At 61.3% G+C, this 21,855-nt stretch carries 18 protein-coding genes; 12 read left to right on the forward strand and 6 right to left on the reverse strand.

From position 1 onward, the window contains the following. Nucleotides 1-86 precede the first annotated feature (86 nt). The 7 genes from HK28_RS06590 to HK28_RS06620 all read left to right on the forward strand — a co-directional run bounded on the left by HK28_RS06590 (nt 87) and on the right by HK28_RS06620 (nt 7,925). On the forward strand, nt 87-830 hold the full coding sequence (locus HK28_RS06590; RefSeq protein WP_086643845.1) for a (Fe-S)-binding protein: 744 nt from the start codon (nt 87-89) through the stop codon (nt 828-830). Further along, nucleotides 827-2,398, forward strand: a complete 1,572-nt coding sequence (locus tag HK28_RS06595) for a lactate utilization protein B (RefSeq protein WP_086643817.1) — start codon at nt 827-829, stop codon at nt 2,396-2,398. Before HK28_RS06590 ends, HK28_RS06595 begins: the two co-directional genes overlap by 4 nt. Further along, nucleotides 2,395-3,006: an LUD domain-containing protein gene (locus HK28_RS06600; RefSeq protein WP_198945822.1), complete on the forward strand. Its 612-nt coding sequence runs from the start codon at nt 2,395-2,397 to the stop codon at nt 3,004-3,006. The genes HK28_RS06595 and HK28_RS06600 overlap by 4 nt, the downstream gene beginning before the upstream one ends. A 151-nt stretch (nt 3,007-3,157) precedes the next feature. Further along, nucleotides 3,158-3,697: a hypothetical protein gene (locus HK28_RS06605; RefSeq protein ID WP_198945823.1), complete on the forward strand. Its 540-nt coding sequence runs from the start codon at nt 3,158-3,160 to the stop codon at nt 3,695-3,697. A 167-nt stretch (nt 3,698-3,864) separates the two neighbouring features. Further along, on the forward strand, nt 3,865-6,072 hold the full coding sequence (locus tag HK28_RS06610) for a TonB-dependent receptor (RefSeq protein ID WP_086643846.1): 2,208 nt from the start codon (nt 3,865-3,867) through the stop codon (nt 6,070-6,072). 162 nt (nt 6,073-6,234) lie between these two features. Next, entirely contained in the window at nt 6,235-6,414 is a 180-nt protein-coding gene (locus HK28_RS06615) for a DUF3311 domain-containing protein (protein ID WP_026398866.1), read from the forward strand. Next, nucleotides 6,411-7,925 (forward strand): sodium:solute symporter, encoded by a 1,515-nt coding sequence (locus HK28_RS06620; protein ID WP_086643819.1) that lies wholly within the window; start codon nt 6,411-6,413, stop codon nt 7,923-7,925. Before HK28_RS06615 ends, HK28_RS06620 begins: the two co-directional genes overlap by 4 nt. 133 nt (nt 7,926-8,058) lie before the next feature. Here HK28_RS06620 and HK28_RS06625 read toward each other — a convergent pair whose 3' ends face one another. The 3 genes from HK28_RS06625 to HK28_RS06635 form a co-directional block, all read right to left on the reverse strand. Further along, nucleotides 8,059-9,069, reverse strand: a complete 1,011-nt coding sequence (locus HK28_RS06625; protein WP_086643820.1) for a peptidoglycan-binding protein — start codon at nt 9,067-9,069, stop codon at nt 8,059-8,061. After that, entirely contained in the window at nt 9,066-9,530 is a 465-nt protein-coding gene (locus tag HK28_RS06630; protein ID WP_086643821.1) for a hypothetical protein, read from the reverse strand. The genes HK28_RS06625 and HK28_RS06630 overlap by 4 nt, the downstream gene beginning before the upstream one ends. A gap of 440 nt (nt 9,531-9,970) precedes the next feature. Beyond that, nucleotides 9,971-10,540 carry a hypothetical protein gene (locus HK28_RS06635; RefSeq protein WP_086643822.1) on the reverse strand — a complete coding sequence of 190 codons (570 nt, stop codon included), beginning with the start codon at nt 10,538-10,540 and terminating at the stop codon, nt 9,971-9,973. 292 nt (nt 10,541-10,832) lie between these two features. Here HK28_RS06635 and gltX point away from each other — a divergent pair, with 292 nt between their 5' ends. The 4 genes from gltX to plsY are packed head-to-tail and all read left to right on the forward strand — an operon-like array spanning nt 10,833 to nt 15,163. After that, the gene (gene gltX / locus HK28_RS06640; RefSeq protein WP_086643823.1) at nt 10,833-12,236 is read left to right on the forward strand and encodes a glutamate--tRNA ligase; all 1,404 of its coding nucleotides are present in this window, start codon (nt 10,833-10,835) and stop codon (nt 12,234-12,236) included. After that, nucleotides 12,229-13,188, forward strand: a complete 960-nt coding sequence (locus tag HK28_RS06645) for an aspartate carbamoyltransferase catalytic subunit (protein WP_086643824.1) — start codon at nt 12,229-12,231, stop codon at nt 13,186-13,188. The genes gltX and HK28_RS06645 overlap by 8 nt, the downstream gene beginning before the upstream one ends. Next, nucleotides 13,185-14,537 (forward strand): dihydroorotase family protein, encoded by a 1,353-nt coding sequence (locus HK28_RS06650; protein WP_086643825.1) that lies wholly within the window; start codon nt 13,185-13,187, stop codon nt 14,535-14,537. Before HK28_RS06645 ends, HK28_RS06650 begins: the two co-directional genes overlap by 4 nt. Beyond that, nucleotides 14,537-15,163 (forward strand): glycerol-3-phosphate 1-O-acyltransferase PlsY, encoded by a 627-nt coding sequence (gene plsY / locus HK28_RS06655; protein ID WP_086643826.1) that lies wholly within the window; start codon nt 14,537-14,539, stop codon nt 15,161-15,163. The genes HK28_RS06650 and plsY overlap by 1 nt, the downstream gene beginning before the upstream one ends. Before the next feature lie 158 nt (nt 15,164-15,321). On the opposite strand, the gene HK28_RS06660 is transcribed toward plsY, so the two are convergent. Then, nucleotides 15,322-16,668 (reverse strand): hypothetical protein, encoded by a 1,347-nt coding sequence (locus HK28_RS06660; RefSeq protein WP_086643827.1) that lies wholly within the window; start codon nt 16,666-16,668, stop codon nt 15,322-15,324. Nucleotides 16,669-16,868: 200 nt separating this feature from the next. Between HK28_RS06660 and adhP the strand changes: the two genes are divergently transcribed. Next, nucleotides 16,869-17,894, forward strand: coding sequence for an alcohol dehydrogenase AdhP (gene adhP, locus HK28_RS06665; RefSeq protein WP_086643828.1), 1,026 nt, complete (start codon nt 16,869-16,871; stop codon nt 17,892-17,894). A gap of 196 nt (nt 17,895-18,090) precedes the next feature. Here the strand turns inward: adhP and HK28_RS06670 are convergent, their stop codons facing one another. Both HK28_RS06670 and HK28_RS06675 read right to left on the reverse strand, forming a co-directional pair. Continuing rightward, nucleotides 18,091-19,389 (reverse strand): ectonucleotide pyrophosphatase/phosphodiesterase, encoded by a 1,299-nt coding sequence (locus HK28_RS06670; protein ID WP_086643829.1) that lies wholly within the window; start codon nt 19,387-19,389, stop codon nt 18,091-18,093. A 238-nt stretch (nt 19,390-19,627) separates the two neighbouring features. After that, nucleotides 19,628-21,817 carry a M3 family metallopeptidase gene (locus HK28_RS06675; RefSeq protein WP_233140402.1) on the reverse strand — a complete coding sequence of 730 codons (2,190 nt, stop codon included), beginning with the start codon at nt 21,815-21,817 and terminating at the stop codon, nt 19,628-19,630. Nucleotides 21,818-21,855: the final 38 nt, after the last annotated feature.

The raw sequence follows: 21,855 nt of genomic DNA on the forward strand, positions 1-21,855 counted from the left end.
AGTGTGATGCTGTGTGGCCAGAAGTGGTCAAAGAGGCGCGCATCTTCAAAGACGCGCTGATGTGTGGTCGCAAAGAGGGTGGGTTGATGCGAGTTGGGCTGTTCGTGCCGTGTTACGTCGACGCGTTTCATCCGGAGGTTGGTCAGGCGACGCTGGAGTTGCTTGAGCGATTCGGTCTCGACGTCGATTATCCGTTCGACCAGACCTGTTGTGGTCAGCCGATGACCAACACCGGTTGCCACGAGGAATCGCGGGCCACCGAAGAACTCTTCGTAAAAAATTTCTCTGAATACGATTATATCGTGGCGCCTTCCGGCAGCTGCGTGAATCAGGTGCGACGTAATTTCACGGCGCTCGAACAGACGGAGGAAGTGACGGCAGTTCGCGCCAAGACATTCGAACTGGTCGAATTCCTGCATGACGTTCTGAAAGTCGATGCTTTTCCGTGGGCCGAGTTTCCGCACAAGGTGGCGTTGCATAACAATTGCAACGCCCTTCGTGGCCTCAACATCGCCAGCATGTCGGAGCTTCGGAACGAGCGTTATTCCAAGCCGAAGGATCTGCTTGGCAAGGTACGGGGGCTGGAGTTCGTCGATATCGCTCGCCCCGATGAATGCTGCGGCTTTGGCGGCACCTTTTCGGTGTTCGAGGAAGGGATTTCCTCCCGCATGGGGCAGGACAAGGCCCGCGATCAGGCGCGGTCAGGCGCCGAGTATGTCACCTCGTCCGACAGTTCCTGCCTGATGCATCAGGAAGGGTGCGCGCTGCGATTGCAGTTGGGTCAGAAATACATTCATATTTCCCAGATTCTGAACGGATCGCGGGCATGAGCGCCGCTACGCCGCAGACTCCGGCCGGTAAATCGCCAGAGGGCGCACCGGAACATCTGACGCATGCGGCTGGAGCCAGCGTGACCATGCCGCCGCGTGGGCCTGAGGAGCAGCCCCGTGGTCCGGTGATCCGTCCTGGCCGCCCGGTCGATCAGTCCGAGGCCGCGAAGCGGTTCATGGCGGCGCCGCAGCATCTGGCCATGCACGATCAGCGTCTTTGGGATCTTCGTCAGAAGCGCGACCGGCAGATGCACGGGATCGAGGAATGGGAGGAGCTTCGGCAACTCGCCTCCGACATCAAGATGCATACGTTGACGCATCTTGATCATTATCTGGCTGAGTTCGAACGCAACGCGCTGGCCAATGGCGTGAAGGTGCATTGGGCGAGGGACGCGGGCGAGCACAACGCCATCGTCGTCGATATCATGCGCGCGCGGGGCGCCAAACGTCTTATCAAGAGCAAGTCTATGCTCACGGAAGAATGCGGCTTTCGCGAGTACGCGGCGGAGCATGGTGTCGAGGTCATCGAGACCGATCTGGGCGAGCGGATTCAGCAGCTTGACGACGAAGCGCCGAGCCATGTCGTGGTGCCGTCCGTGCACAAGCTACGAACGGACGTCGCCGCCGTCTTCGCGCGCACGCTTGGCACCGATCCAGATAACGCCGACGCCGGTTACCTCGCCGAGCAGCAGCGCGAGACGACACGCCCGCTTATCCTGAGCGCCGACGCCGGTATGACCGGCTGCAATTTCGCCGTTGCGGAAACCGGCTCGGTGGTGGTCTGCACCAACGAAGGCAACGCGGATCTGTCGGCCAATACGACCGGCCTGCATATCGTTTCAATGGGAATCGAAAAGCTTATACCCAAGCTGGAAAATCTCGCCGTCTTCGTGCGTCTGCTGTCGCGCAGCGCTCTGGGCTCGCCGATCACGCAGTACACGTCGCATTTCCGTGGGCCGCGCAAGGGCGGGGAGATGCATATCGTGCTAGTCGACAACGGCCGCACCGATCGTCTCGGCATGGAGCAGTTCTGGACGTCCCTGAAATGCATTCGTTGCGGCGCGTGCATGAATACGTGTCCGGTGTTTCGCAGGTCTGGCGGACTGAGCTACGGCGCGACCTACACAGGTCCAATCGGATTGATTATCGACCCGACGTTCAATCGTCACAAATATTCGACATTGCCTTTTGCTTCCACAATGAATGGAAGTTGCACGAACGTCTGTCCGGTGAAGATCAACATTCACGAACAGATCGCGGGCTGGCGTAAGGTGCTTTCTGAAAATCACGAGATTCCGGCGTTCAAGAAAAACATGATGAAGGCGGCAGGCGCGATTCTATCATCGCCGCGCCTGTACCGGGCCAGCCTGCCGTTGGCCGACAGCGCGCTGCGACATCTGCCCCGGTTCATCATCTATAACCGGATGAATACCTGGACACGCGGTCGCGAGATGCCGCACACGCCGCGAGAAACCTTTCATCAGTGGTACAAGCGCGAGCGCGGCAAGGACGGCAAAAAAGGCAAGGGGAGCGGTCCCTCGCCCAAGGTGGAGGGAGATGCGTCGTGAGCGCCAGCAGCCGCGAGGCGATTTTTGCCGCCATCCGCGCCAATCGTCCGAAAGTCGACGCCCCGCTTCCCGCTGTGCCGCTGTTCGACGCGAACACTCCGGCCGATCTGGTCGCGGCGTTTACGAAGATGGTCGAGACGATGGGCGGCAAAATTCTGGAGCCCGGCGAGGGCGACCCGATCGCCGCGTTGAGGGCTGCGGTGGCCGGCCGTGGCGTCGTCGCCAGCGCGGTGAAGGAACTGCCTGACGACGCCGCGCAGGGCGTTCGCGCCATTACGCCGGACATGACGCCAACGTCCCTGGCGGATGTGGAGGTCAGCGTGGTCCGGGCTGCGTTCGGTGTCGCGGAGACCGGTTCGGTGTGTCTGCCGGACAGCAGACTGGTTGTGAACACCGCTGGCTTTTTGGCGCAACATCTGATTGTGTTGCTCGACCCGGCGCAGATTGTCGCCAACCTTCATCACGCTTACCTGCGACCCGAGTGGCGGCAGCACGCATACGCTGTTTTTCAGACAGGCCCGTCCGCAACCGCGGACATCGAGGGCGTGCTGATCCACGGCGCGCAGGGCGTGCGCTCTCTGCGTGTGCTGTTCTGCCCCGAGACGTAGAGTCTAATATCAAAGAATGCGAGGAACGCCCACGCAGCGTTACGAAAGCTGTCACGCGCTCCTGTCGGGTGGACGTGTCCTGCCGTGCGAGCTAGACGATATCGAACGCACGAAGGCGTGACATCTGACGGAGGTCTTTCGGCGTCTCGCGATGACTTACCGGGGTTTTTCTTTCGACCGGAGCTGGCGTCTGGCGCTTCTGGCCCTGACGCTGCTGGGGTTTCTGGGGCAGGTTGCTCTCCAGTCGTTCGCCGGTCCGATGGAGACGCCGCGAGCGGCAATAACCCGACTGCTCGGCGTCGACATCGCGGCCACGAATTCGGCCTCGGCTATGGCTGGCATGAGCGGCATGGATACCGTCGGGTGCGCCCACGCTGTAGTGCGGGACGATTGTGCCGGCGGTCATGCACATTCCCAAGATGGTCATGCTGGAGGACAGCAGGACGAATCCTGCCCACTCTGCCCGTTACTGCATATCAGCAGTTTCCTTCTTGCGTCTTCTCCGTTTGCACCCGGCATATCGTCGGCGTGGCTCGCCGTTCGCCTGCTCTGCGCCGCACCGCGCGCACCGCCCGCGATCATCCGGCCTTTGCCTCCATCACGTGGACCGCCGCTCTTCGCCTCACTTCGTCTCTCAGTCTTTGAGGGTGCGGATAGGCGCTTGTTTCCAGCCGGTCTTAAGCTGCATTAGCGACCAGCGGCGAAGCAGTTTTCCAAAATAGCAGTTTTGGAAAACATACGACGTCACAACGATGCGTGACCATCGGCGCGCCCGGGGCAGCCATTGCTCCGGCGAACCTATGGTTCCCGCCGCGCACTCTCCTGGCTGATCCGCAAATTCAGATCAGGAAGAACGAAATGTTCTCACAGTATTGGAAACGCCCAGCGCTGGCGGCCATATTGGTCGCCGGGTGTGCTCTTGCCTGTTCGGCTCAGGCTGCATCTTCCAGAGAGCCTGCAACTGAAACGTCGAGCGATCCGGCCTTACGAGCGAAAGCCGCTGCGGCGGGGGAGAGCCCGGCAGGAAATTCTGGGCAAACACGCCCGTTCAGCAAACTGAGTGCAGAAGCAACCGAGTATCTGACGGTCACGGGGATCAGGCGCGCCGCAACGCATAGTCCCGATGCGACGTCGCTGTTTCGGAACGCACTTGGGTTCAGCAGCTATGGGGCGGGGGGAGTTTCGGCGTTGCCTGTGCTGAACGGTATGGCGGATGATCGCGTGGCGACGTTTGTGGACGGTATGCGGATCGCCGCCGCGTGCCCCAATCATATGAACCCCGCCCTGTCTTACGTCGATCCGGACAGCGTGGAGAAGGCGGTGGCGATCGCGGGAGTAACGCCGGTCAGCGTCGGTGGCGACAGCACAGGCGGAACGATCGAGGTCGAGCGGCGCGATCCGCAGTTCGCGACGGACGGCGCCCTTTTGGTGACAGGGCATATGCGTGGAGATTATCGCAGCAACGGCGGAGGCTCTGGTGCGTCCGGGTCGCTTACGGTCGCGAACGACACGGTGAGCCTGCGCTACTCGGGCTCTTATTCACACGCGAGCAATTATCATGCTGGCGGAGCAGGTGCGCAGGTGCGCTCCACCAGTTACCTCAGCTTCAATCACGCAGTCACGCTCGGCGTGCGTCATGAGAATCACGCGCTGACTCTGACGGCGGGACAGCAGGACATCCCGTATGAGGGATTTCCGAATCAATACATGGACATGACCAACAACCGATCGACCTTCGTCAACGGCAAATATGTTGGTTCGTTCGGTTGGGGAACGCTGGAGGCGAGGGGGTTCTGGCAACGCGTGACGCACGCGATGGATATGCTCTCCGACAAGGGCGGGCATACGTCGAGCACAGGCATGCCGATGAACACGGATGAACGTACGGCCGGTTATTCCGTGAAAGCGACGATACCCTTGGGGCTGCGACATACGTTGCGGTTCGGCAGCTCGTTCGATCATAACGGATTGAATGATTGGTGGCCGCCGTTACAGGGAAGCATGATGATGGGGCCGAACACGTTTCATAACGTGAATGGCGGTCATCGGGATCGGCTCGGACATTATATCGAGTGGGAAGCGCAATGGTCCCGACGGTTCTCCACCGAACTTGGTCTTCGCAACGATCTGGTGACGATGAACACTGGAGCGGTGTCGCCATATTCCTGGACCGGAATGATGTCGATGGCGGACGCCGCCGCTGCGCAGCGTTTTAATGCGGCCTCGCGCGGGCGTACAGACGTCAATTTTGACGTGACGGCTCTGGCGCGCTGGCGACCCGTGGACTCGCTGCTAATCGAGGCTGGTTACGCACGGAAGACGCGTTCGCCCAATCTCTACGAACGTTACGCATGGGGTGCGGGCGCGATGTCTAGCCAGATGATCGGCTGGTTTGGCGACGGCAACGGTTATGTGGGGAATCTGAACCTGAAGCCGGAGGTGGCCAATACGGCGAGCATGACGATCACGTGGAGCGACGTTCGGGATCATGCTTGGCAAATAAAGATTCAACCGTATTTCACCTACACGCATAATTATATCAACGTCGTGCGTATCGCGGAATTTGCCAGCGGCCTGTCACAACTACGCTTTGTTAACCACAACGCACAGAGCTATGGCGTCAATGCTCAGGCCTCCCGTCGTTTGTGGAGCGACGATGCGTGGGGAACGGGTGAAATCCGGGCGAACATCAACTGGGTGCGGGGGCAGGACCTGGTCACGCACTCCGGTTTGTATCATCAGGCTCCGGCCAACGGACTTGTCGGCATCTATGAAAAATATCAGAATTTGACAGGGAGAGTCGAAGTCACGCTCATGAAGAAGAAAAGCTCGGTCGACTGGCTGCGTAACGAACCCCGGACGCCCGGTTACGCTCTGCTTGGGGTGGGCGGATCGTATCGATGGAGAAATTTTCTTCTCGACGCCAGCATCGACAACCTTCTTAACCAGAGCTACTACCTGCCGCTTGGCGGTTTGTCGCTCGGCGACTATGACGCGACTGGCGTTCTTGGTCCGTTACAAGGTCTGGGACGCTCCTTCAATCTGAGTCTTACCGCCAGCTTCTGACATTCGAACTCTTCACGAACCTCTATCCGGCGCCGGCGTGCGCGTCGGATAGAGCGCGCGGTCACAGGTTCGCGCGGTACGGTCGATGGCTATTGACTTTGGGGGGGGCGTTTTTAAAGTGAGAAACGGACGATATCACATTAAAAATAACGCGGTCCCTTAATGAAAATATTCGATGTTTTGCTCTTGGCGCCATTCGTGGGGCTGTTGTGGCTGCCTTTCTATAACCTGCAAACGCCGGTTCTGTTCGGTTTCCCGTTTTTCTACTGGTATCAATTCGCCTGGGTGCCCGTGACATCGGTCCTCATCTGGCTCGCATGGAAGAAGGGAAGCCGGACATGAGCGGCGGCGTGTCCACCGATATGGTGGCCCTTATCGTTTTCATCATCTTTTTCGGCGTGACGATTGTCGCTGGAAGCACAGTGTCCAGATGGCGTGGACGTCTGTCGTCGAACAAGGCTCCTGAGAAAGCAGTTCAGAGCGGCGGCCACGGCGCTGAGGACTGGGGGTTGGGTGGCCGGCAGTTCGGCGCATGGGTCACGTGGTTTCTCGTCGGTGGAGATTTTTACACCGCATACACGGTGATCGCCGTTCCGGCGCTGGTTTACGCGGTTGGCGCGTACGGCTTCTTCGCCCTGCCGTACACGATTATCGTCTACCCCTTCATCTTCGTCGTCATGCCGCGTCTATGGGATATCGCGCACAAGGCCGGGCTTGGCACTGCGGCTGATATCGTCCGGGCTCGCTTCGGCAGCCGGCCGCTGGAACTGGCGATCGCGACCTCGGGCCTTGTCGCCGTGATGCCGTATATCGCGTTGCAGTTGATCGGCATCCGAACGGTCATCGAGGCGCTTGGTCTTCCGGGCGACGTGCCGCTGGTGGTCGCGTTCGTTTCGCTTGCCGCTTACACGTGGTTCGGCGGCCTGCATGCCCCGGCGCTGACCGCGTTCATCAAAGACATCATGATTTACATCGCCGTGATCGCCGCGGTGACGGTGATCCCGCTGCATCTCGGCGGATACGGCCATATGTTCGCGGCGATGAACACGACCCTGCCGCCGCCTGACGGTGAGCATGTGCTGAAGCCAGCGCAGATGGCGCCATACGCCACGCTCGCGTTGTCCTCTGCGTTGGCCGCGTTTTTGTACCCGCACACGCTGACTGGTATTCTGGCGGCGAAGTCGGCGGATACGATTCGTCAGAACGCTGTCTATCTGCCGATCTATACCATCGTGCTCGGGCTGATCGCGATGCTGGGCTTCATGGCTCATGTCGCTGGCGTCGATACGCACTCGTCCTCGCTTGTCGTGCCGCTACTGTTCCAGAAAATCTTCCCGAGCTGGTTCGTCGGTTTTGCTTTCGCGGCAATTGCGGTCGGTGCGCTCGTTCCGGCGGCGGTGATGGCGATCGGAGCGGCGAATCTCCTGACCCACAACATCCTGCCCTCACGCTACGACACGGTGAATGGTGCGCGGGTCGCGGGTCTGGTTGTGAAGCTGGGCGCCCTGTTCTGCGTGTTGTTCCTGAACGCACAGTTCGCCATTGACCTTCAGCTTTTGGGCGGCGTGATCATCCTGCAGACGTTCCCGCCTCTTATCATGGGGCTGTTCAAGATCCGGTATTCGTCGGTCGGCATGCTGGCGGGTTGGGTGATCGGCACGCTCGTCGGTCTGGGCCTGTGCTGGATGGACGGCCTGAAACCGGTTCACGCGGTGCCGCTGGGCGGCGATGCGCCGACATTGATATCGACCGGTCTGATCGCGTTGATCGTCAATCTGCTGGTGGTCGGCGTCGTCACTCTGGCGGGTCAGTTGGCCGCAGGCCGGAGCGGGAATGCCGCCGTTACGAAGTAAGAACGGCTCTGCTTCCCAATAAATAAAGCCCTCCGCCCTGAAACAGGGCGGAGGGCTTTCTTCGTTTTGAGCCGCCGTTTCCGTGTTGCAGGATCGCGGAACGTTGCGGTCTGCGATGCAGTAGACGTGGGTTTTACGCCCCGGACTGTTGAGACACGACCAGATCCAGAATTCGCATCGTATTGCCTCCGACAACGCCATCCGCCGGTATCTTGGCGCGTGATTGCGCCATGCGGACGGCGGCGGCCGTTCCCGCGCCGAAAACTCCGTCCGTTTCAATCTGGCTGACGCCCGCAAGGACGCGGTTGAGCGCACGTTGTACGGCGCGCACGTCCTGTCCCCGGCTTCCGATTTGCAGCAGACGCGTGGAGATGGAGCGGTGATGAAGCGGCGCTCTGTGCTGATACGGAGCCCTGTCTCGCCCGGGAATGACCGACGCCGTCGTGACGGCAGATTGGGGCTGTTGATCCGCCTTTTTCGGGGCGGCCGACTGTAGCGCTGTACGGTCTTCCGCAGCGCAGGCAAGGAAAAGAGCCTTCGTGTCGTTATTGCGCTGGTCCGATGGACCGTGCCGTCGGCACGCTCCTGCAGCCTTGACCCAGTCATGGTTTTGGCAGGCGGCGATCAGGGTGTGGAACTGCCTGAGGCCGGTGGCCTTCCGGTGACGGGCGGGGTCAGCGTTCCGTCCTTCGCCGAGATTGTAGATCATGTCGAACAGGGCGATCTTCGCTTTCTCGGGGTAGGAATCGAAGCCCGAAAAAACATCGACCAGATCGGCATAAAATTCCTGCAGCTTCACATCGAACAGCCGCGTGATCTCAGCATCCGGCATGACGAGCGTCGTGCTGGATTCATAGAACTTGGCATTATGGGAGTTCGGCGTGTGCGCAGGCGACAACGCTTGTATCGTTTCCCACTCCTTCTTCTTTTCTGCCGCCGTGGCTGGCGCTCGTGTAGTCTTGTTGAGGTAGCTCAGCGTCGTCGCATCCTCTGCAGTCGGGCAATAATATCCGACTGCGACCGTAACGAGACTGCGGCTGTCCAGGTAGAAATGGGCCACCCGTCCTTCACCGTTGCCGATAAAGCTGCGGATTTTTGTCAGGGTCGCATCGGAGATCGACCCGCCGCGCCACGCAAGCGTCATTGCGCGGCCGCCTGAGGACTGGCGAACGTGACTTGCTCGCAGCTCTGCAGCGGCGCCGCCTTGCCGGAATCCTGACGCCCGGGGACGAAGGCGGGCTCCAGAGCAGTGTAGATCAGGACGGGACGGTCAAGGACGTCCTTGTCAGCGAGCAGCGTCACATATCCTTGCGCGGGCTTGTCTTTCGACGCGCAGAACGGGTCCTGCTTGTGCGAGACGCCGCTCACGGGCCGGATGACATAGACGTCAGGGGATATCTGGTTTTCCTGCCCCGGGAAGGAGCCGTAATATTCCAGCTTGAACGCGCCGAGGTGAGGGAAGGTCACCTGGTCGCCATTAATGGAAATATGATCATCGAACTGCACGTCCGAAAGACTTTTCCAGTTCGTGATCTGCGGCGGCTGGTGCGGAGTCTGGGCGAGTGTGTGTCCGGACGTCAAAACACTGCATATAAGGGCGGCCAATCCCAGATTTCTGTTTGGAACTTGTGATCTGGAGCGTACAAAAAACTGAATCACTCTATCCTCGACTTAAGATTGCACGGATACGACTTGTCTTTTGTGACTATATACCACGGAAGCTGTAGGCGGGAATTCCCGTGGCCGGTCGGGAGAAACCTGAAGTTTTTCCGTGCAGGGGTAATACGGTGTGCAGGAGCCATTAGTCTCCGGGGCTTTGCGGTCGCTTCCGGTGCGAACGTCAATCCACAGGGTTGTGTGCTGTGTCGACGCGGGCCGGAAGATCTGACCCGCCCCGGTTCTCTGAAGCCCTGCCCGTTCAAATATTGTGGAGAGACGGAGAGCGTTCAGGGCGTCATGGTAACGTAGCCGCAGCTTTGATTATGGCGCGACGTTTTGACACATCACCCGCACATGACAGGCCATCCGGTGGATGGATTCGCCGCTCATGCCTGTGCTGGCGGGGGCATTGGAAGCCATCCGATAAGCTGGCTCTCTTGCGTCGGTATCCGGTCGACGCTCATGTAAGTGTCGAAAAAATACCGTCCTGTCATGTAACCGACGACAGCGGTTGAAGGAATCGGGCCCTCCTTCAGCCATTCCCGCTGGGTCGAGAACGGGCGGTCTATGCCAGCGCGGTCGAATTCGTCGTTTACGTCGCGAAAAGGGCCGGTCGCGCCAGCGGCGCCGGTTCTGATCTTGTAAAGTGTCTTGGCGAGCATGCCCTGCGCAAGCAAAGGGTCAGGGGTCTGGATCATGCCGTAAGACCCGGTGGAGACGAACTGGCTGTCATATTTAGTCGCCCTACCGCGCGAAGGGCCTGACGAGTAGCTGCCGTTCACATGGTCGATAAGGGTGACATCACCACCACCGTTCCAGGGTGCGAAGCCGTCGCGTGCAATGTCCTGAGGCGAGCGCGCGTCCCAGCGGTAGGTGTATTCAGGCAATTTTTTCTGGTTAAGGACGCGCCCGGCGATGCGCCGTTTCCTTCCAAGCCAGGTGGTCAGGTCAGACAAGATGGATCTCCGTGCCAAGTGGGTGTGGAAGGGCTGCCTGCGAAAGCCTGAGCGTAAAATTGCAAAGTATTTTAATTGGCTTGCCTCTTCCGGCGCGGCTCATGCCAGACGCACGTCACACAGGGAAAAAGGAAGGACGAACCTTTTAGAACGGCTTTCATATTGCCGTGACGATACACCGCCGACCGGATGCTACAATCGGTAATTGGTGTCATGCACGCGCTCCCTGCCGGGTCTGCTGCGCAGTTCTGCCCGTGGCTCCGTTGACGATGTCATGGTAAGGACGCCACTCATGACCATCCGCACACGCTTCGCTCCGTCCCCGACCGGCCTGCTGCATATCGGCAACGCCCGCGCCGCCCTGTTCAACTTCCTCTACGCCCGCCACCATGGCGGACAGTTCCTCCTCCGCATCGAGGACACGGACAAGGAGCGTTCGACGCAACAGGCCGTCGACGTCATCTTCGCCGGTCTGAGCTGGATGGGAATCACCGCCGATGAGGAGCCGGTGTTTCAGTCCACCCGGCAGGCGCGTCACACCGAGGTCGCGCTGCAACTGCTTGAGGCAGGCCGCGCCTATAAGTGCTTCTGTACGCCGGAAGATCTGAAGGAGATGCGCGAGCGGGCGATGGCGGAGGGCAAGCCCCCCCGTTACAACGGCATGTGGCGCGACCGCGATCCGTCCGAAGCCCCTCCCGGCTCTCCTTACGCCGTGCGAATCAAGGCCGAGCGCGAGGGCGAGACGGTTATTCAGGATCTGGTGCAGGGCGAAGTGCGCGTCGCCAACGCCGAACTGGACGACATGATCATCCTTCGCTCCGACGGGACGCCGACCTATCAGCACGCGGTGGTCGTGGACGACCACGACATGGAGATCACCCACGTTATCCGTGGCGACGATCACCTGACCAACACTTTCCGGCAGCTGATGATCTATCGCGCCATGGGCTGGACACCGCCGAACTTCGCGCATCTGCCGCTGATCCACGGGCCGGACGGCGCCAAGCTGTCGAAGCGGCACGGCGCGCAGTCGGTCGTCGAATTCCGCGACGAAGGCATCCTGCCGGAAGCGCTCTGCAACTATCTCCTGCGCCTCGGCTGGGGCCATGGCGACGCCGAGATCCTGTCGCGTGAAGAGCAGATTCGCCTGTTTGACCTCGACGGCGTCGGCCGCTCGGCCTCTCGCATGGACTACACCAAGCTGTCGCACATCAACGGCGTGTGGATGCGCGAAGCCGACGACGCGCGGCTGACCGATGAAGTGATGCAGCGCCTCGCCGGGCGCGAAGGCGTGGACACGGGAGAGGATACGCGGGCGCGTGTTCTGACCCTGATGCCCGGCCTCAAGGAACGGGCGCGCACGCTGGTCGACCTGACCGACAGCGCCGCCTTCCTGGGGCGCAGCCTGCCGCTGAGCTACGACGCCAAGGCCGAGAAACTGCTGACGCCGGAGGCGCGGGCCATGCTCGGCGCGCTGGCGCGGGACCTCGCCGTGGTCGATCCGTTCACGGCACCGGCAATCGACGCGGCGCTGCGACGCTTCGCGGAAAACAGCGGCCACAAGCTGGGACAGGTCGCCCAGCCGCTGCGCGCGGCCCTGACCGGAACCACCACATCGCCCGGCATCGACGCGACGGTGGCGGCTCTGGGCAAGGACGAGGTTCTGGCCCGTATCGGAGCCGTCCTGCATGGCTGAGGGACGGTCCGACGGCGCGCGTTTCTTCTCGCCGGCGGGGCGTCACCTGCTGGGATTGCAGGGGATGCATCCTACCCAGATCGAGCCGATCCTCGATCTGGCCGAAACCTATGCGCTGATGAACCGCTCCAGAAAGACGCCGCGCGACCTGCTGCGCGGCCGCACGGTCATTAACCTGTTCTTCGAGGACAGCACGCGCACCCGCACGTCGTTCGAACTGGCCGGAAAGCGGCTGGGCGCCGACGTCATCAACATGTCGGTCGCGCAATCTTCCGTGAACAAGGGCGAGACGCTGCTCGACACGGCCGCGACGCTGAACGCCATGCGGACCGATATCCTCGTCGTGCGCCACGCCCAGTCCGGCGCGCCCGCGCTGCTGGCGAAAAAAGTCGAGGCCGCCGTAGTGAACGCGGGCGACGGCACGCATGAACACCCGACGCAGGCGCTGCTCGACGCGGTCACGATCCGCCGTCACCTCGGCCGCATCTCCGGCCTGACCGTCGCGATCTGTGGCGACGTCGCGCATTCGCGCGTCGCGCGCTCCAACATCCATCTGCTGACCGCTATGGCCAACAAGGTCCGCGTCGTCGGCCCGCCGACGCTGGTGCCGGGCGCGTTCTCGGCATTGGGCGTCGAGGTCCACCACACGATGGAGGAAGGGCTGCGCGACGCCGACGTGGTGATGATGCTGCGTCTCCAGCGTGAGCGCATGTCCGGCGGACAGGTGCCCAGCGCACGCGAATATTTCCGCTTCTACGGCCTGAATCGCCGCCGCCTCGACCTCGCGAAGCCCGGCGCGCTGGTGATGCATCCGGGGCCGATGAATCGCGGCGTCGAGATCGACAGCCAGATCGCCGATTCCGATCAGAGCGTCATTCAGGAACAGGTCGAAATGGGGGTCGCCGTACGCATGGCCGTCCTCGATCGTCTGGTGCGCGGAGGCGTGTCATGAGCGCGAAGAGCACAGACATTCTGTTCGAGAACGTGCGCTTGCTGGACCCGGCAAGCGGGCTGGACCGCCCCGGTCGCCTGCTGGTCCGCAGCGGCAGGATCGCAGATCATGATCTGCCCGGCGCCGAAGGCGCGCCGGAGGGCGCCGAAATCGTACAGGGCGGGGGCGCGGTGCTGTGCCCCGGTCTGGTGGATATCCGCGTCGAAATTGGCGAACCCGGCCACGAGTATCGGGAGACGGTGAAGTCCGCCACGCGCGCGGCCTTCGCGGGCGGCGTCACCACTGTCGCCGTGCTGCCGACGGGAACGCCGCCCATCGACGACCCGGCCATGGTGCGGCTGCTCCGCTCGCGCGGTGACGATCCCGGATCGCTCACCCTGCTTCCGTATGGCGCGGTCACGAAAGGCTGCAAGGGCGGCGAACTGGCCGAAATCGGGCTGCTGCGCGAAGCGGGCGCCGTGGCGTTCACCGACGGCGCGCAGGCCATCGCATCCGCCCGGCTGATGAAGCTCGCCCTGACCTACGCACGCGGTTTCGGCGGCATGGTCGTGCAGCACCCGGAGGAGCCGTCTCTGGCGGGCTCCGGCTGCGCCACGGACGGGGAGCTTGCGATACGCCTCGGCCTGCCGGGCATCCCGACCGCCGCAGAGGCGATCATGATCGCGCGCGACATCCGCCTTGCGGAGCTGACCGGCGGGCGGCTGCATTTCGGCCATGTCTCCACGGGGGAGGGCGTCGAGCTGATCCGCCGCGCGAAGCAGCGGGGCCTTGCCGTCACATGCGACACGGCGCCGCAGTATTTCGATCTTAACGAGAACGCTATTGGCGATTTCCGAACCTACGCCAAGTTCTCCCCGCCGCTGCGCGCGGAGGCCGACCGGCTTGCGATCTGCGCCGCCCTTGCGGACGGCACCATCGACGCCGTCGCGTCCGACCACACCCCGCGCGACGCCGACGACAAGCGCCTGCCGTTCGCGCAGGCGGCGGCGGGCGGCACGGGGCTTGCGACGTTGCTGGGCGTCACGCTCACCCGGTATCACGACGGCACGCTGTCGCTGCTCGACGCGGTGGCGCTGCTGACCAGCCGTCCGGCCGCGTTGCTGGGGCTCGACAGGGAAACGACGGCCGTCACGCCGTCCCGCGCGCGGGGCGGATGGCGCCCGGCCGGGGCGTTGACCGCCGGACATGCCGCCGATCTGTGCCTGTTCGACCCGGATCGTGCATGGCGCGTCGTGGCGGGGTCGCTGCCCGGTCACGCGCAGAACACGCCGTTCGACGGGCGCGCGCTGGAAGGCCGCGTGCTCGGCACCTGGAAAGAAGGATTGCGGGTGTTCGGGGGAGAGGCGTGATGCTGGAGAACTCTTCCGCGCTTCTGATGGGCGCGATCGCGTTTCTGTCCTACCTGCTCGGCAGCGTGCCGTTTGGGCTGGTGCTGACCGCGCTGTCCGGCGAAGGCGATATCCGCAAGGTGGGCTCGGGCAATATTGGCGCCACCAACGTGCTGCGCACCGGGCGCAAGGACCTTGCAGCGGCGACACTGGCGCTGGACGCCGTCAAGGGTGCCGTCGCGGTCGCCATCGCATGGGTCATGACGCCGCCGGACATGGGCGCGCAGGCGATGTGCGTGGCGGCGGTGTTCGCCGTGCTGGGCCACTGCTTCCCGCTCTGGCTGGGCTTCAAGGGCGGCAAGGGCGTCGCAACCGGGCTGGGCGCGGTCATGGCGCTGTCATGGCCCGCAGGGCTCGCGGGCTGCGCCGTCTGGCTGCTGGGCGCGAAGTTGACGCGCATTTCCTCGGCAGGCGCGTTGCTGGCCTTCGCCGTGATGCCGCTGGTCCTGATGGCGCTGGCGGGGTTTTCGTTTTCAGCGTCGCCCAAGCCGCTGGCGGGGGTGTTGATCGCGGTGCTGATCTTTGTGCGGCATCACGCGAATATTGCGCGGCTGTTGAACGGGACGGAGCCGAGGATCGGGAAGTAGGGTCGGGCTATTTCCTCGTAATGCTGATTTGGTGATTTTCTGTTTTCATTTTCGATGATTTGGTACGCGAATTTCGTTTGCGCTTAACTTATTTTAAAAAATTCTTTTTTGGCATCGTCAACAAGTGTGATGGACGTGCATTTGTCATGTGGCGTGTTTCATGAAAACATCGATACAATTCTTTTTCTCAATGCGAAGGCTAACGCGAAAATTATAACTACTCCCCATAAGAAAATTTTCTGTTTCATTTTTTTTGATTGGTGAGGATTTTTCTTAAATAGAAGGAGTAATTTAATAATTTTTTCCTTTACCCAATCACGATCTGGGTCTCTGTTTTTCTCTATTTTAAGTCCTTTGAGTGTGCTGCCAGCGAGTTTGATACCGGCTAGGAAGGCAACCGTGAGATAGAATGGTCCCCATTTTATGGTTTTTTCACGGCCATTTTCATCGCGAGAAGCGACAAGAGGTTTTGCCTCTTCCCGAAGTGTCAGCAAGGTGGGTAAGACGCATTCCGTCGCTAAGGCGACAGGCCGGAAGATACGATCCGGATCGTCCGTGCCACCATATTTATAAGCGTACTGGCAAAATACTGGTGGCGGTACTTCGCATTTTTCTGAAGGTTTCGTAATCGAGTATCCGCCATGTGATTGAGTGGCCGGGCAAGTCGCTGCGTTGTAGGCATCTATTTCTCGCCTAATGGCAGCTTCAGTTTCCAAGGACGCTGCCTTCCTGAAATTTCCGTACCACATAGCAAGGGAATCGGGGGAAAGTTCTTCGAAAGACGATAAGGTTTCAGTGCTCTGTTCAAGAAGCACTGCATGGAGGTTCTCCGTCCAAATGCAAGAAGTAAGCTGATCGTTTCCAGTTCTGTGACACCAATCAGCGTAACGATCCGCCTGATGCATGAGCCACGCGCTGTTGCCGTGCATGCTTTGCTCTTTTTGGGTGTAGTCAGCGGCGTCTTGAATTTTGGCTGCGTCAACGACAAAGAATAAGCCGGTAGACAAGCCGACAATAATCCAGAGATGTTCGAATAAATCCCACCGTTCTTTGGGAAGTCGAAAGAGATCTGCAAGAAGGATGGACAAGCTCCATCCACCGACTAGCGCCATTATGGCGAGGGTAGCGTAGCCGGGAACGTCCCCAATACGTCCGGGACTGCCGAATATGATTTCTTTCGGATCCGGGTTGATGACCGGCGCACCGCACAATGACAGGAGGCCGGGAAGGGCTATGAGCAGAAAGATGGCCGATGCAAAAATAGGACGCCTGAGTGTCAGTGCAGCGAGAGCGATAAGACACGCCTCCACTGCAGCGGCGAGTACGAGGCTTCCTAGGATAATCGCACGTCCTTGGTCTGCGTCGAATACTGTGATCAGAGGAGGGGAAGCGTTAGGTGGCACAATGGTGTGTAGCTGTATGCCTAAACTAATTAAATTTTGCTGTACTGCCCAAGAGGCTCGACTAAGAGCGAAGAGATAGGGAGCGAAGAAAGCGCGCAACATAAATGGACTCCGTCATCGTCACTTAGAGGTATTTTATCGACCTTTCAACGAACTCTCAGCTTGCCCCTTACCTACACTTGCGGTGTCGCTTCAGTCCACACGGGGTTAGATCAAAGATCGTCTTCAAATATTCAGCTATTCTGCCCGCAACACCTTGTTCGATTCCGCTGCATAGAACTTACACTTGGGAGGATACCACAATGACCACCATGAAAGCCGCCGTCTGCCGCGAATTCGGTAAACCGCTGACCATCGAACAACTCGCAATCCCGACGATCGACGAGAACCAGATTCTCGTGAAGCTCGACGCCTGCGGCGTGTGCCACACCGACCTGCACGCCGCGCGCGGCGACTGGCCCGCCAAGCCGACCCTGCCTTTCATTCCGGGCCATGAAGGCGTGGGCCGCGTGGCGCGGGTTGGAAGCAACGTGAAATGGGTGAAGGAAGGCGATTTCGTCGGCGTGCCGTGGCTGCATTCGGCCTGCGGCCATTGCGAGCACTGCTACGGCGGGTGGGAAACCCTTTGCGAAAAGCAGGAGGATACCGGATATTCGGTAAACGGCTGTTTCGCCGAATATGTTGTGGCCGATCCGAATTATGTCGCGCACATCCCTGCGGGCGTCGATCCGCTGCATGTGGCGCCGGTGCTGTGCGCGGGGCTTACGGTCTACAAGGGCCTGAAGATGACCGACACGAAGCCGGGCGACTGGGCCGTGGTTTCCGGCGTCGGTGGGCTGGGGCAGATGGCCGTGCAGTATGGCGTGGCGATGGGTCTGAACGTCGTCGCCGTCGATATTGACGACGCCAAGCTGACGGAAGCCAAGGTTCTGGGCGCGGCGCTGACCATCAACGCCAAGACCTTAGACCCGGCGGCGGAGATTCAGAAGCAGATCGGCGGCGCGCATGGCGTGCTGGTGACGGCCGTGTCCCGGTCGGCCTTCGCGCAGGCGATGGGCTATGCGCGGCGCGGCGGGACCATTGTGCTGACCGGCCTGCCGCCGGGGGAATTCCCGATTTCGATCTTCGATATGGTGATGGCCGGGACGACGGTGCGAGGGTCCATCGTGGGGACGCGGCTCGACATGATCGAGGCGCTGTCATTCTTCGCGGATGGCAAGGTGCGGTCCGTCGTGAAGGCGGACAGGTTGGAGAACATCAACCAGATTTTCGACGATCTGGAGCACGGCCGCGTGGAAGGCCGCATCGTCATCGATTTCAGGAGCTGAAAGACGCCGGTCCCGCATAGAGACCGTCTGAATGGAAGGTCGGGCTCCGCCCGAACCCGGAAGGGGACTTGTCCCCTTCACCCCGTCCTGTTGATAGACAAACCGGTTTCCAAAGGCCCCCGGCCTTTGGCGGGTCAAGGGCAGAGCCCTTGCCTTTCCCCTTATGAGCCGGAACCAGGCGCCCTTGGCATAAAGGTCAATGGCTCGCAGCGGGTGTGGCGGTCGAGACGTCCTGCGCCAGCGCGGGCGCAAACGGCGCGATGGTTCCGTCCGACGGCAGCGGCTTCAGACCCAGCAAGGTCATGACCAGCGGGTAGACGTCGACGTTGTCGAACGTTGCGATATGCGTTCCCGGCTGGAACGCCGGGCCGCTGGCGAGGAAGGTCGCCATCATGTCCGGCTCCTGATTGTCGTAGCCGTGGTCGCCGCCGTTCGGGTTATGCGGCTTCCACTTGCCGGCCTCGATCACCCATCCGTCGTCGGGCATGCAGACGAAGGCGGGCACGCGGGCGTTGTGGCCGTAATGCAGGCGCTCGGGGATGTCGGCCTTCGCCCAACAGACGACATGGGCGTGTTTTTTGGTCAGGTTGGCGGCGAGCACGGCCTCGTTGCCCGGCGTCGGGTCTATCCCGGCGTAAGCGCCGCCGACGACCAGGTGAAAGGTCTTCGCGGGGCTCAGGTTTTCCACATGGATGACGCGCTTGTCGCTGATCGCGGCCATGCCGTGATCGGACACGACGATGATGTCGGCTTTGATCCCGCGTGATTTCAGGCCTTCGACCAGCCGCCCGATGGCGGTGTCGACGGTTGCGACGGCCTGCGTGGTCTCGGGCGCGTTCGGTCCGTTTTCGTGGCCGGAGTGATCGACGATGTCGAAATACAGCGTGGCGAAGCGGGGGCGCTTGTCGGGCGTGCGGTCGAACCAGCCGAGCAGGTGATCGACGCGGTCGTTGGACGACATCTTCGAATTGAACGGCAGCCAGTCGGACGGGCGCACGCCGTGGATGTCGGCCTCAGAGCCGGGCCAGAAGAGGGTGGAGCTACGCACGCCCTGCTTTTCGGCGGTGACCCAGATGGGTTCGGCCTCGTCCCACCAGCGCCGGTCGATCAGCGCGGTGCGGTTGCCCAGGCTGAAATGTTCGTTGGCGATGGCCGGATCGTCCATTGTGTTGCCGACGATGCCGGTCTCATCAGGGCGGCGGCCGGTCACAAGGGTGTAGTGGTTGGGGAAAGTGATGGAAGGGTAGGACGGGCGCATCCCGTCGGCCAGCACGCCGGACGCGGCGAGAGCGTTCAGGTTCGGCGTGACGTCGCGCTTGAGGTAATCGGGGCGGAACCCGTCGATGGAGACGAGGATGACCGGTGTGGGCTGCGGGCCTTGCGCCGACTGCGTCGCGTCATGCGCGCAGGCGGCGAGCAGCAGCGCGATTGCGCCGCTGAGTCCCAGCCGTTTCAGGCGGGATGTGCCGAGGGTCTTCGAAAGAGGGCGCTTCATAGGTTCGCTCGCTTGTGAGGAGCCCCGACTGGCGTAGCGCCTTCGGGGCTGTGGTCTGCTGCATGCTTTCATGAAGCATCCACGCGCGGGCGAACAGGGGTGGAGCGTTGTGCGGTTTGGGGGCAGGCGGCCGCGCGACGAGGGGGGCTCCATTGTTTCTGGTGGCTTTTTCTGCCCGATTTTAAAGCGGGCGCCGCGCAGGACGGCGCCCATATCGAAACGAATGTTCAGAAAACTTTCAATTCTCGCCGGGGGCCAGTCCGCGATGTTGCAGCATCGGTCCGATATCCGGGTCTTTGCCGTAGAAGGCGCGGAACATCGCGGCGTAGTCCTGCGTATGCCCCTGCGAGAGGATCATGTCGCGGAAACGCTGCCCGTTTTCGCGGGTCAGGCCGCCGTGATCGCGGAACCATGCGTAGACGTCGTCGTCGAGCATTTCGGTCCAGAGATAGGCGTAATATCCGGCTGCGTAACCGTTGGCCCAGATGTGCAGGAAGTAGCTGGAGCGGTAGCGGGGCGGCACGTCGGTGACGTCAAGTCCGCTTTTCTTCAGGGACGCGGCCTCGAACGTATCGACGTTCTGTTTTGGCGCGCTGGCGGACAGGCTGTGCCAGTCCATGTCGAGTTTTGACGCGGCGATGATCTCGCCCAGCGCGTAGCCCTGATTGAAGCGGGCCGCGCGCCGGATCTTGTCGATAAGGTTGGCGGGGATCGGCGCGCCTGTGTCGATATTACGGGCGTAGTGCGCGAGCACTTTCGGGTCGAGCGCCCAATGTTCGTTGAACTGGGACGGGAATTCTACGAAGTCGCGCGCGACGGCAGTGCCGGAGACTATGGGGTAGGTCTGGTTGGCGAAAAGCCCGTGCAACCCGTGGCCGAATTCGTGGAACATCGTCACCACGTCTTCGAAGCTGATCAGCGCGGGCTGGCCTTTTTCCGGCTTGGGCAGGTTGGCGATGTTGTAAATGACCGGTTTCGTGCCGAGCAGTTTCGACTGCCCGACCAGATTCGACATCCACGCGCCGCCATTCTTGTTGTCGCGCTTGAAGTAATCGAAATAGGCGAGGCCGAGCGGCGATCCGTCCTTGTCGAAAACTTCGAAGACCATGACGTCAGGATTCCAGACCGGAAGATCCTTTCGCTCCTTGAAGGTCACGCCGTAAAGCTGGTTTGCGGCGTAGAACACGCCGTCGCGCAGCACGGTGTTGAGTTCGAAATAGGGACGGACTTCGTTCTGGTTGAGGTCGAAGCGCTTCTGGCGGAGCTTGTCGGTGTAGAGGTTCCAGTCCCAGGGCTTCAGCTTGAACGATTTCCCGTCCGCTGTGATCTCGTGTTGCAGATCGGAGGTTTCACGCTCCTGCTCGGCGCGGGTCGCGGGGACAAGGCGGTTCATGAACGCCTGCGCCGCCTGCGGCGTTTTCGCCATCTGGTCGTAAAGTTCGTAGGACGCGTAGTCGGGGTAGCCCAGCAGCGCCGCCTTCTGCGCGCGCAGTTGAGCGATTTGCGAGATTATGTCGCGGGTGTCGTTGGCGTCGCCCTTCTCGGTGCGTGTCCAGCTTTTCTGGAACAGCGCCTCGCGCGTCGTGCGGTTTTCCAGAGATGAAAGGACGGGCTGTTGCGTCGTGTTCTGCAACGTGATCGCCCATTTTCCGTCAAGGCCCCGGGAGGAGGCTGCCTTCGACGCGCCGATCATGCCTTCGGCGCCGATGCCTGCCAGAACCGTCTTGTCGTCCACGATCAGGGCCGCGGCTTTCGTGCCCTCCATCAGCTTTTGTTGAAAGCTGGTTTCAAGCGACGATATCCGGGTGTTGAGCGCGCTGAGGGTCGTCCGGTCGGCGGCGGAAAGCTGGACGCCCGCGTGTGTGAACTGCTGGTAGTAGAGTTCGAGAACCTGCCGCTGTTCGGGATCGAGTTTCAGGGCGTCGCGCTGGTCGTAAAGCGCTTTCACGCGCGCGAACAGTTTTTGGTTGAGGAAAATCGCGTCCTGATGCGCGCTCAGTTTCGGGGCCTCGATCTCCTCCACCTTGTCCAGCGCCGGGTTCGTGTCCGCGCCGTATACGCAGCTGAATACGTTGTTGACGCGATCGAGCATCCGGCCGGAGCGTTCGAGTGCGGCGATGGTGTTTTCGAAGTCCGGCGCCGCCGGGTCGCTGGCGATGCGGTCTACCTCGGCGCGCTGCTCGGCCATGCCCTGCTCGAACGCGGGCTGATAATCGCTGTCATGGATGAGGTCGAAGCGCGGCGCCTGAAAAGAGAGCGTGCTGGCTGCCGCGAAAGGATTGGCGGGTGGCGCGTCGGCTCGGGCGGTCGCCGCCGTGCAGAGCGCGCTTGCTGTCAGCAGCGCGACCAAGGCTGCGGAACTGCGCAATCTGTGAGGCGAGGGGCGGGAGGAAGGCGGCGGGGGCGCCATGAAATATTTCGCAATCATGGCGAATCGTTATGGCGCGCCGATCCGGCAGGTCAAGC

The organism is Acetobacter sp. DsW_063, assembly GCF_002153745.1.
GTDB lineage: Bacteria > Pseudomonadota > Alphaproteobacteria > Acetobacterales > Acetobacteraceae > Acetobacter.

What these genes read in the sequence shown, in the direction of transcription:
- HK28_RS06615 (WP_026398866.1), top strand. Translation starts at nt 6,235, where the DNA reads ATGAAAATATTCGATGTTTTGCTCTTGGCGCCATTCGTGGGGCTGTTG.
- HK28_RS06605 (WP_198945823.1), top strand. Translation starts at nt 3,158, where the DNA reads ATGACTTACCGGGGTTTTTCTTTCGACCGGAGCTGGCGTCTGGCGCTT.
- HK28_RS06650 (WP_086643825.1), top strand. Translation starts at nt 13,185, where the DNA reads ATGAGCGCGAAGAGCACAGACATTCTGTTCGAGAACGTGCGCTTGCTG.
- HK28_RS06670 (WP_086643829.1), bottom strand. Translation starts at nt 19,389, where the DNA reads ATGAAGCGCCCTCTTTCGAAGACCCTCGGCACATCCCGCCTGAAACGG.
- plsY (WP_086643826.1), top strand. Translation starts at nt 14,537, where the DNA reads ATGCTGGAGAACTCTTCCGCGCTTCTGATGGGCGCGATCGCGTTTCTG.
- HK28_RS06675 (WP_233140402.1), bottom strand. Translation starts at nt 21,817, where the DNA reads ATGATTGCGAAATATTTCATGGCGCCCCCGCCGCCTTCCTCCCGCCCC.
- HK28_RS06590 (WP_086643845.1), top strand. Translation starts at nt 87, where the DNA reads ATGCGAGTTGGGCTGTTCGTGCCGTGTTACGTCGACGCGTTTCATCCG.
- HK28_RS06645 (WP_086643824.1), top strand. Translation starts at nt 12,229, where the DNA reads ATGGCTGAGGGACGGTCCGACGGCGCGCGTTTCTTCTCGCCGGCGGGG.
- HK28_RS06610 (WP_086643846.1), top strand. Translation starts at nt 3,865, where the DNA reads ATGTTCTCACAGTATTGGAAACGCCCAGCGCTGGCGGCCATATTGGTC.
- HK28_RS06660 (WP_086643827.1), bottom strand. Translation starts at nt 16,668, where the DNA reads ATGTTGCGCGCTTTCTTCGCTCCCTATCTCTTCGCTCTTAGTCGAGCC.
- HK28_RS06625 (WP_086643820.1), bottom strand. Translation starts at nt 9,069, where the DNA reads ATGACGCTTGCGTGGCGCGGCGGGTCGATCTCCGATGCGACCCTGACA.
- HK28_RS06620 (WP_086643819.1), top strand. Translation starts at nt 6,411, where the DNA reads ATGAGCGGCGGCGTGTCCACCGATATGGTGGCCCTTATCGTTTTCATC.
- gltX (WP_086643823.1), top strand. Translation starts at nt 10,833, where the DNA reads ATGACCATCCGCACACGCTTCGCTCCGTCCCCGACCGGCCTGCTGCAT.
- adhP (WP_086643828.1), top strand. Translation starts at nt 16,869, where the DNA reads ATGACCACCATGAAAGCCGCCGTCTGCCGCGAATTCGGTAAACCGCTG.
- HK28_RS06595 (WP_086643817.1), top strand. Translation starts at nt 827, where the DNA reads ATGAGCGCCGCTACGCCGCAGACTCCGGCCGGTAAATCGCCAGAGGGC.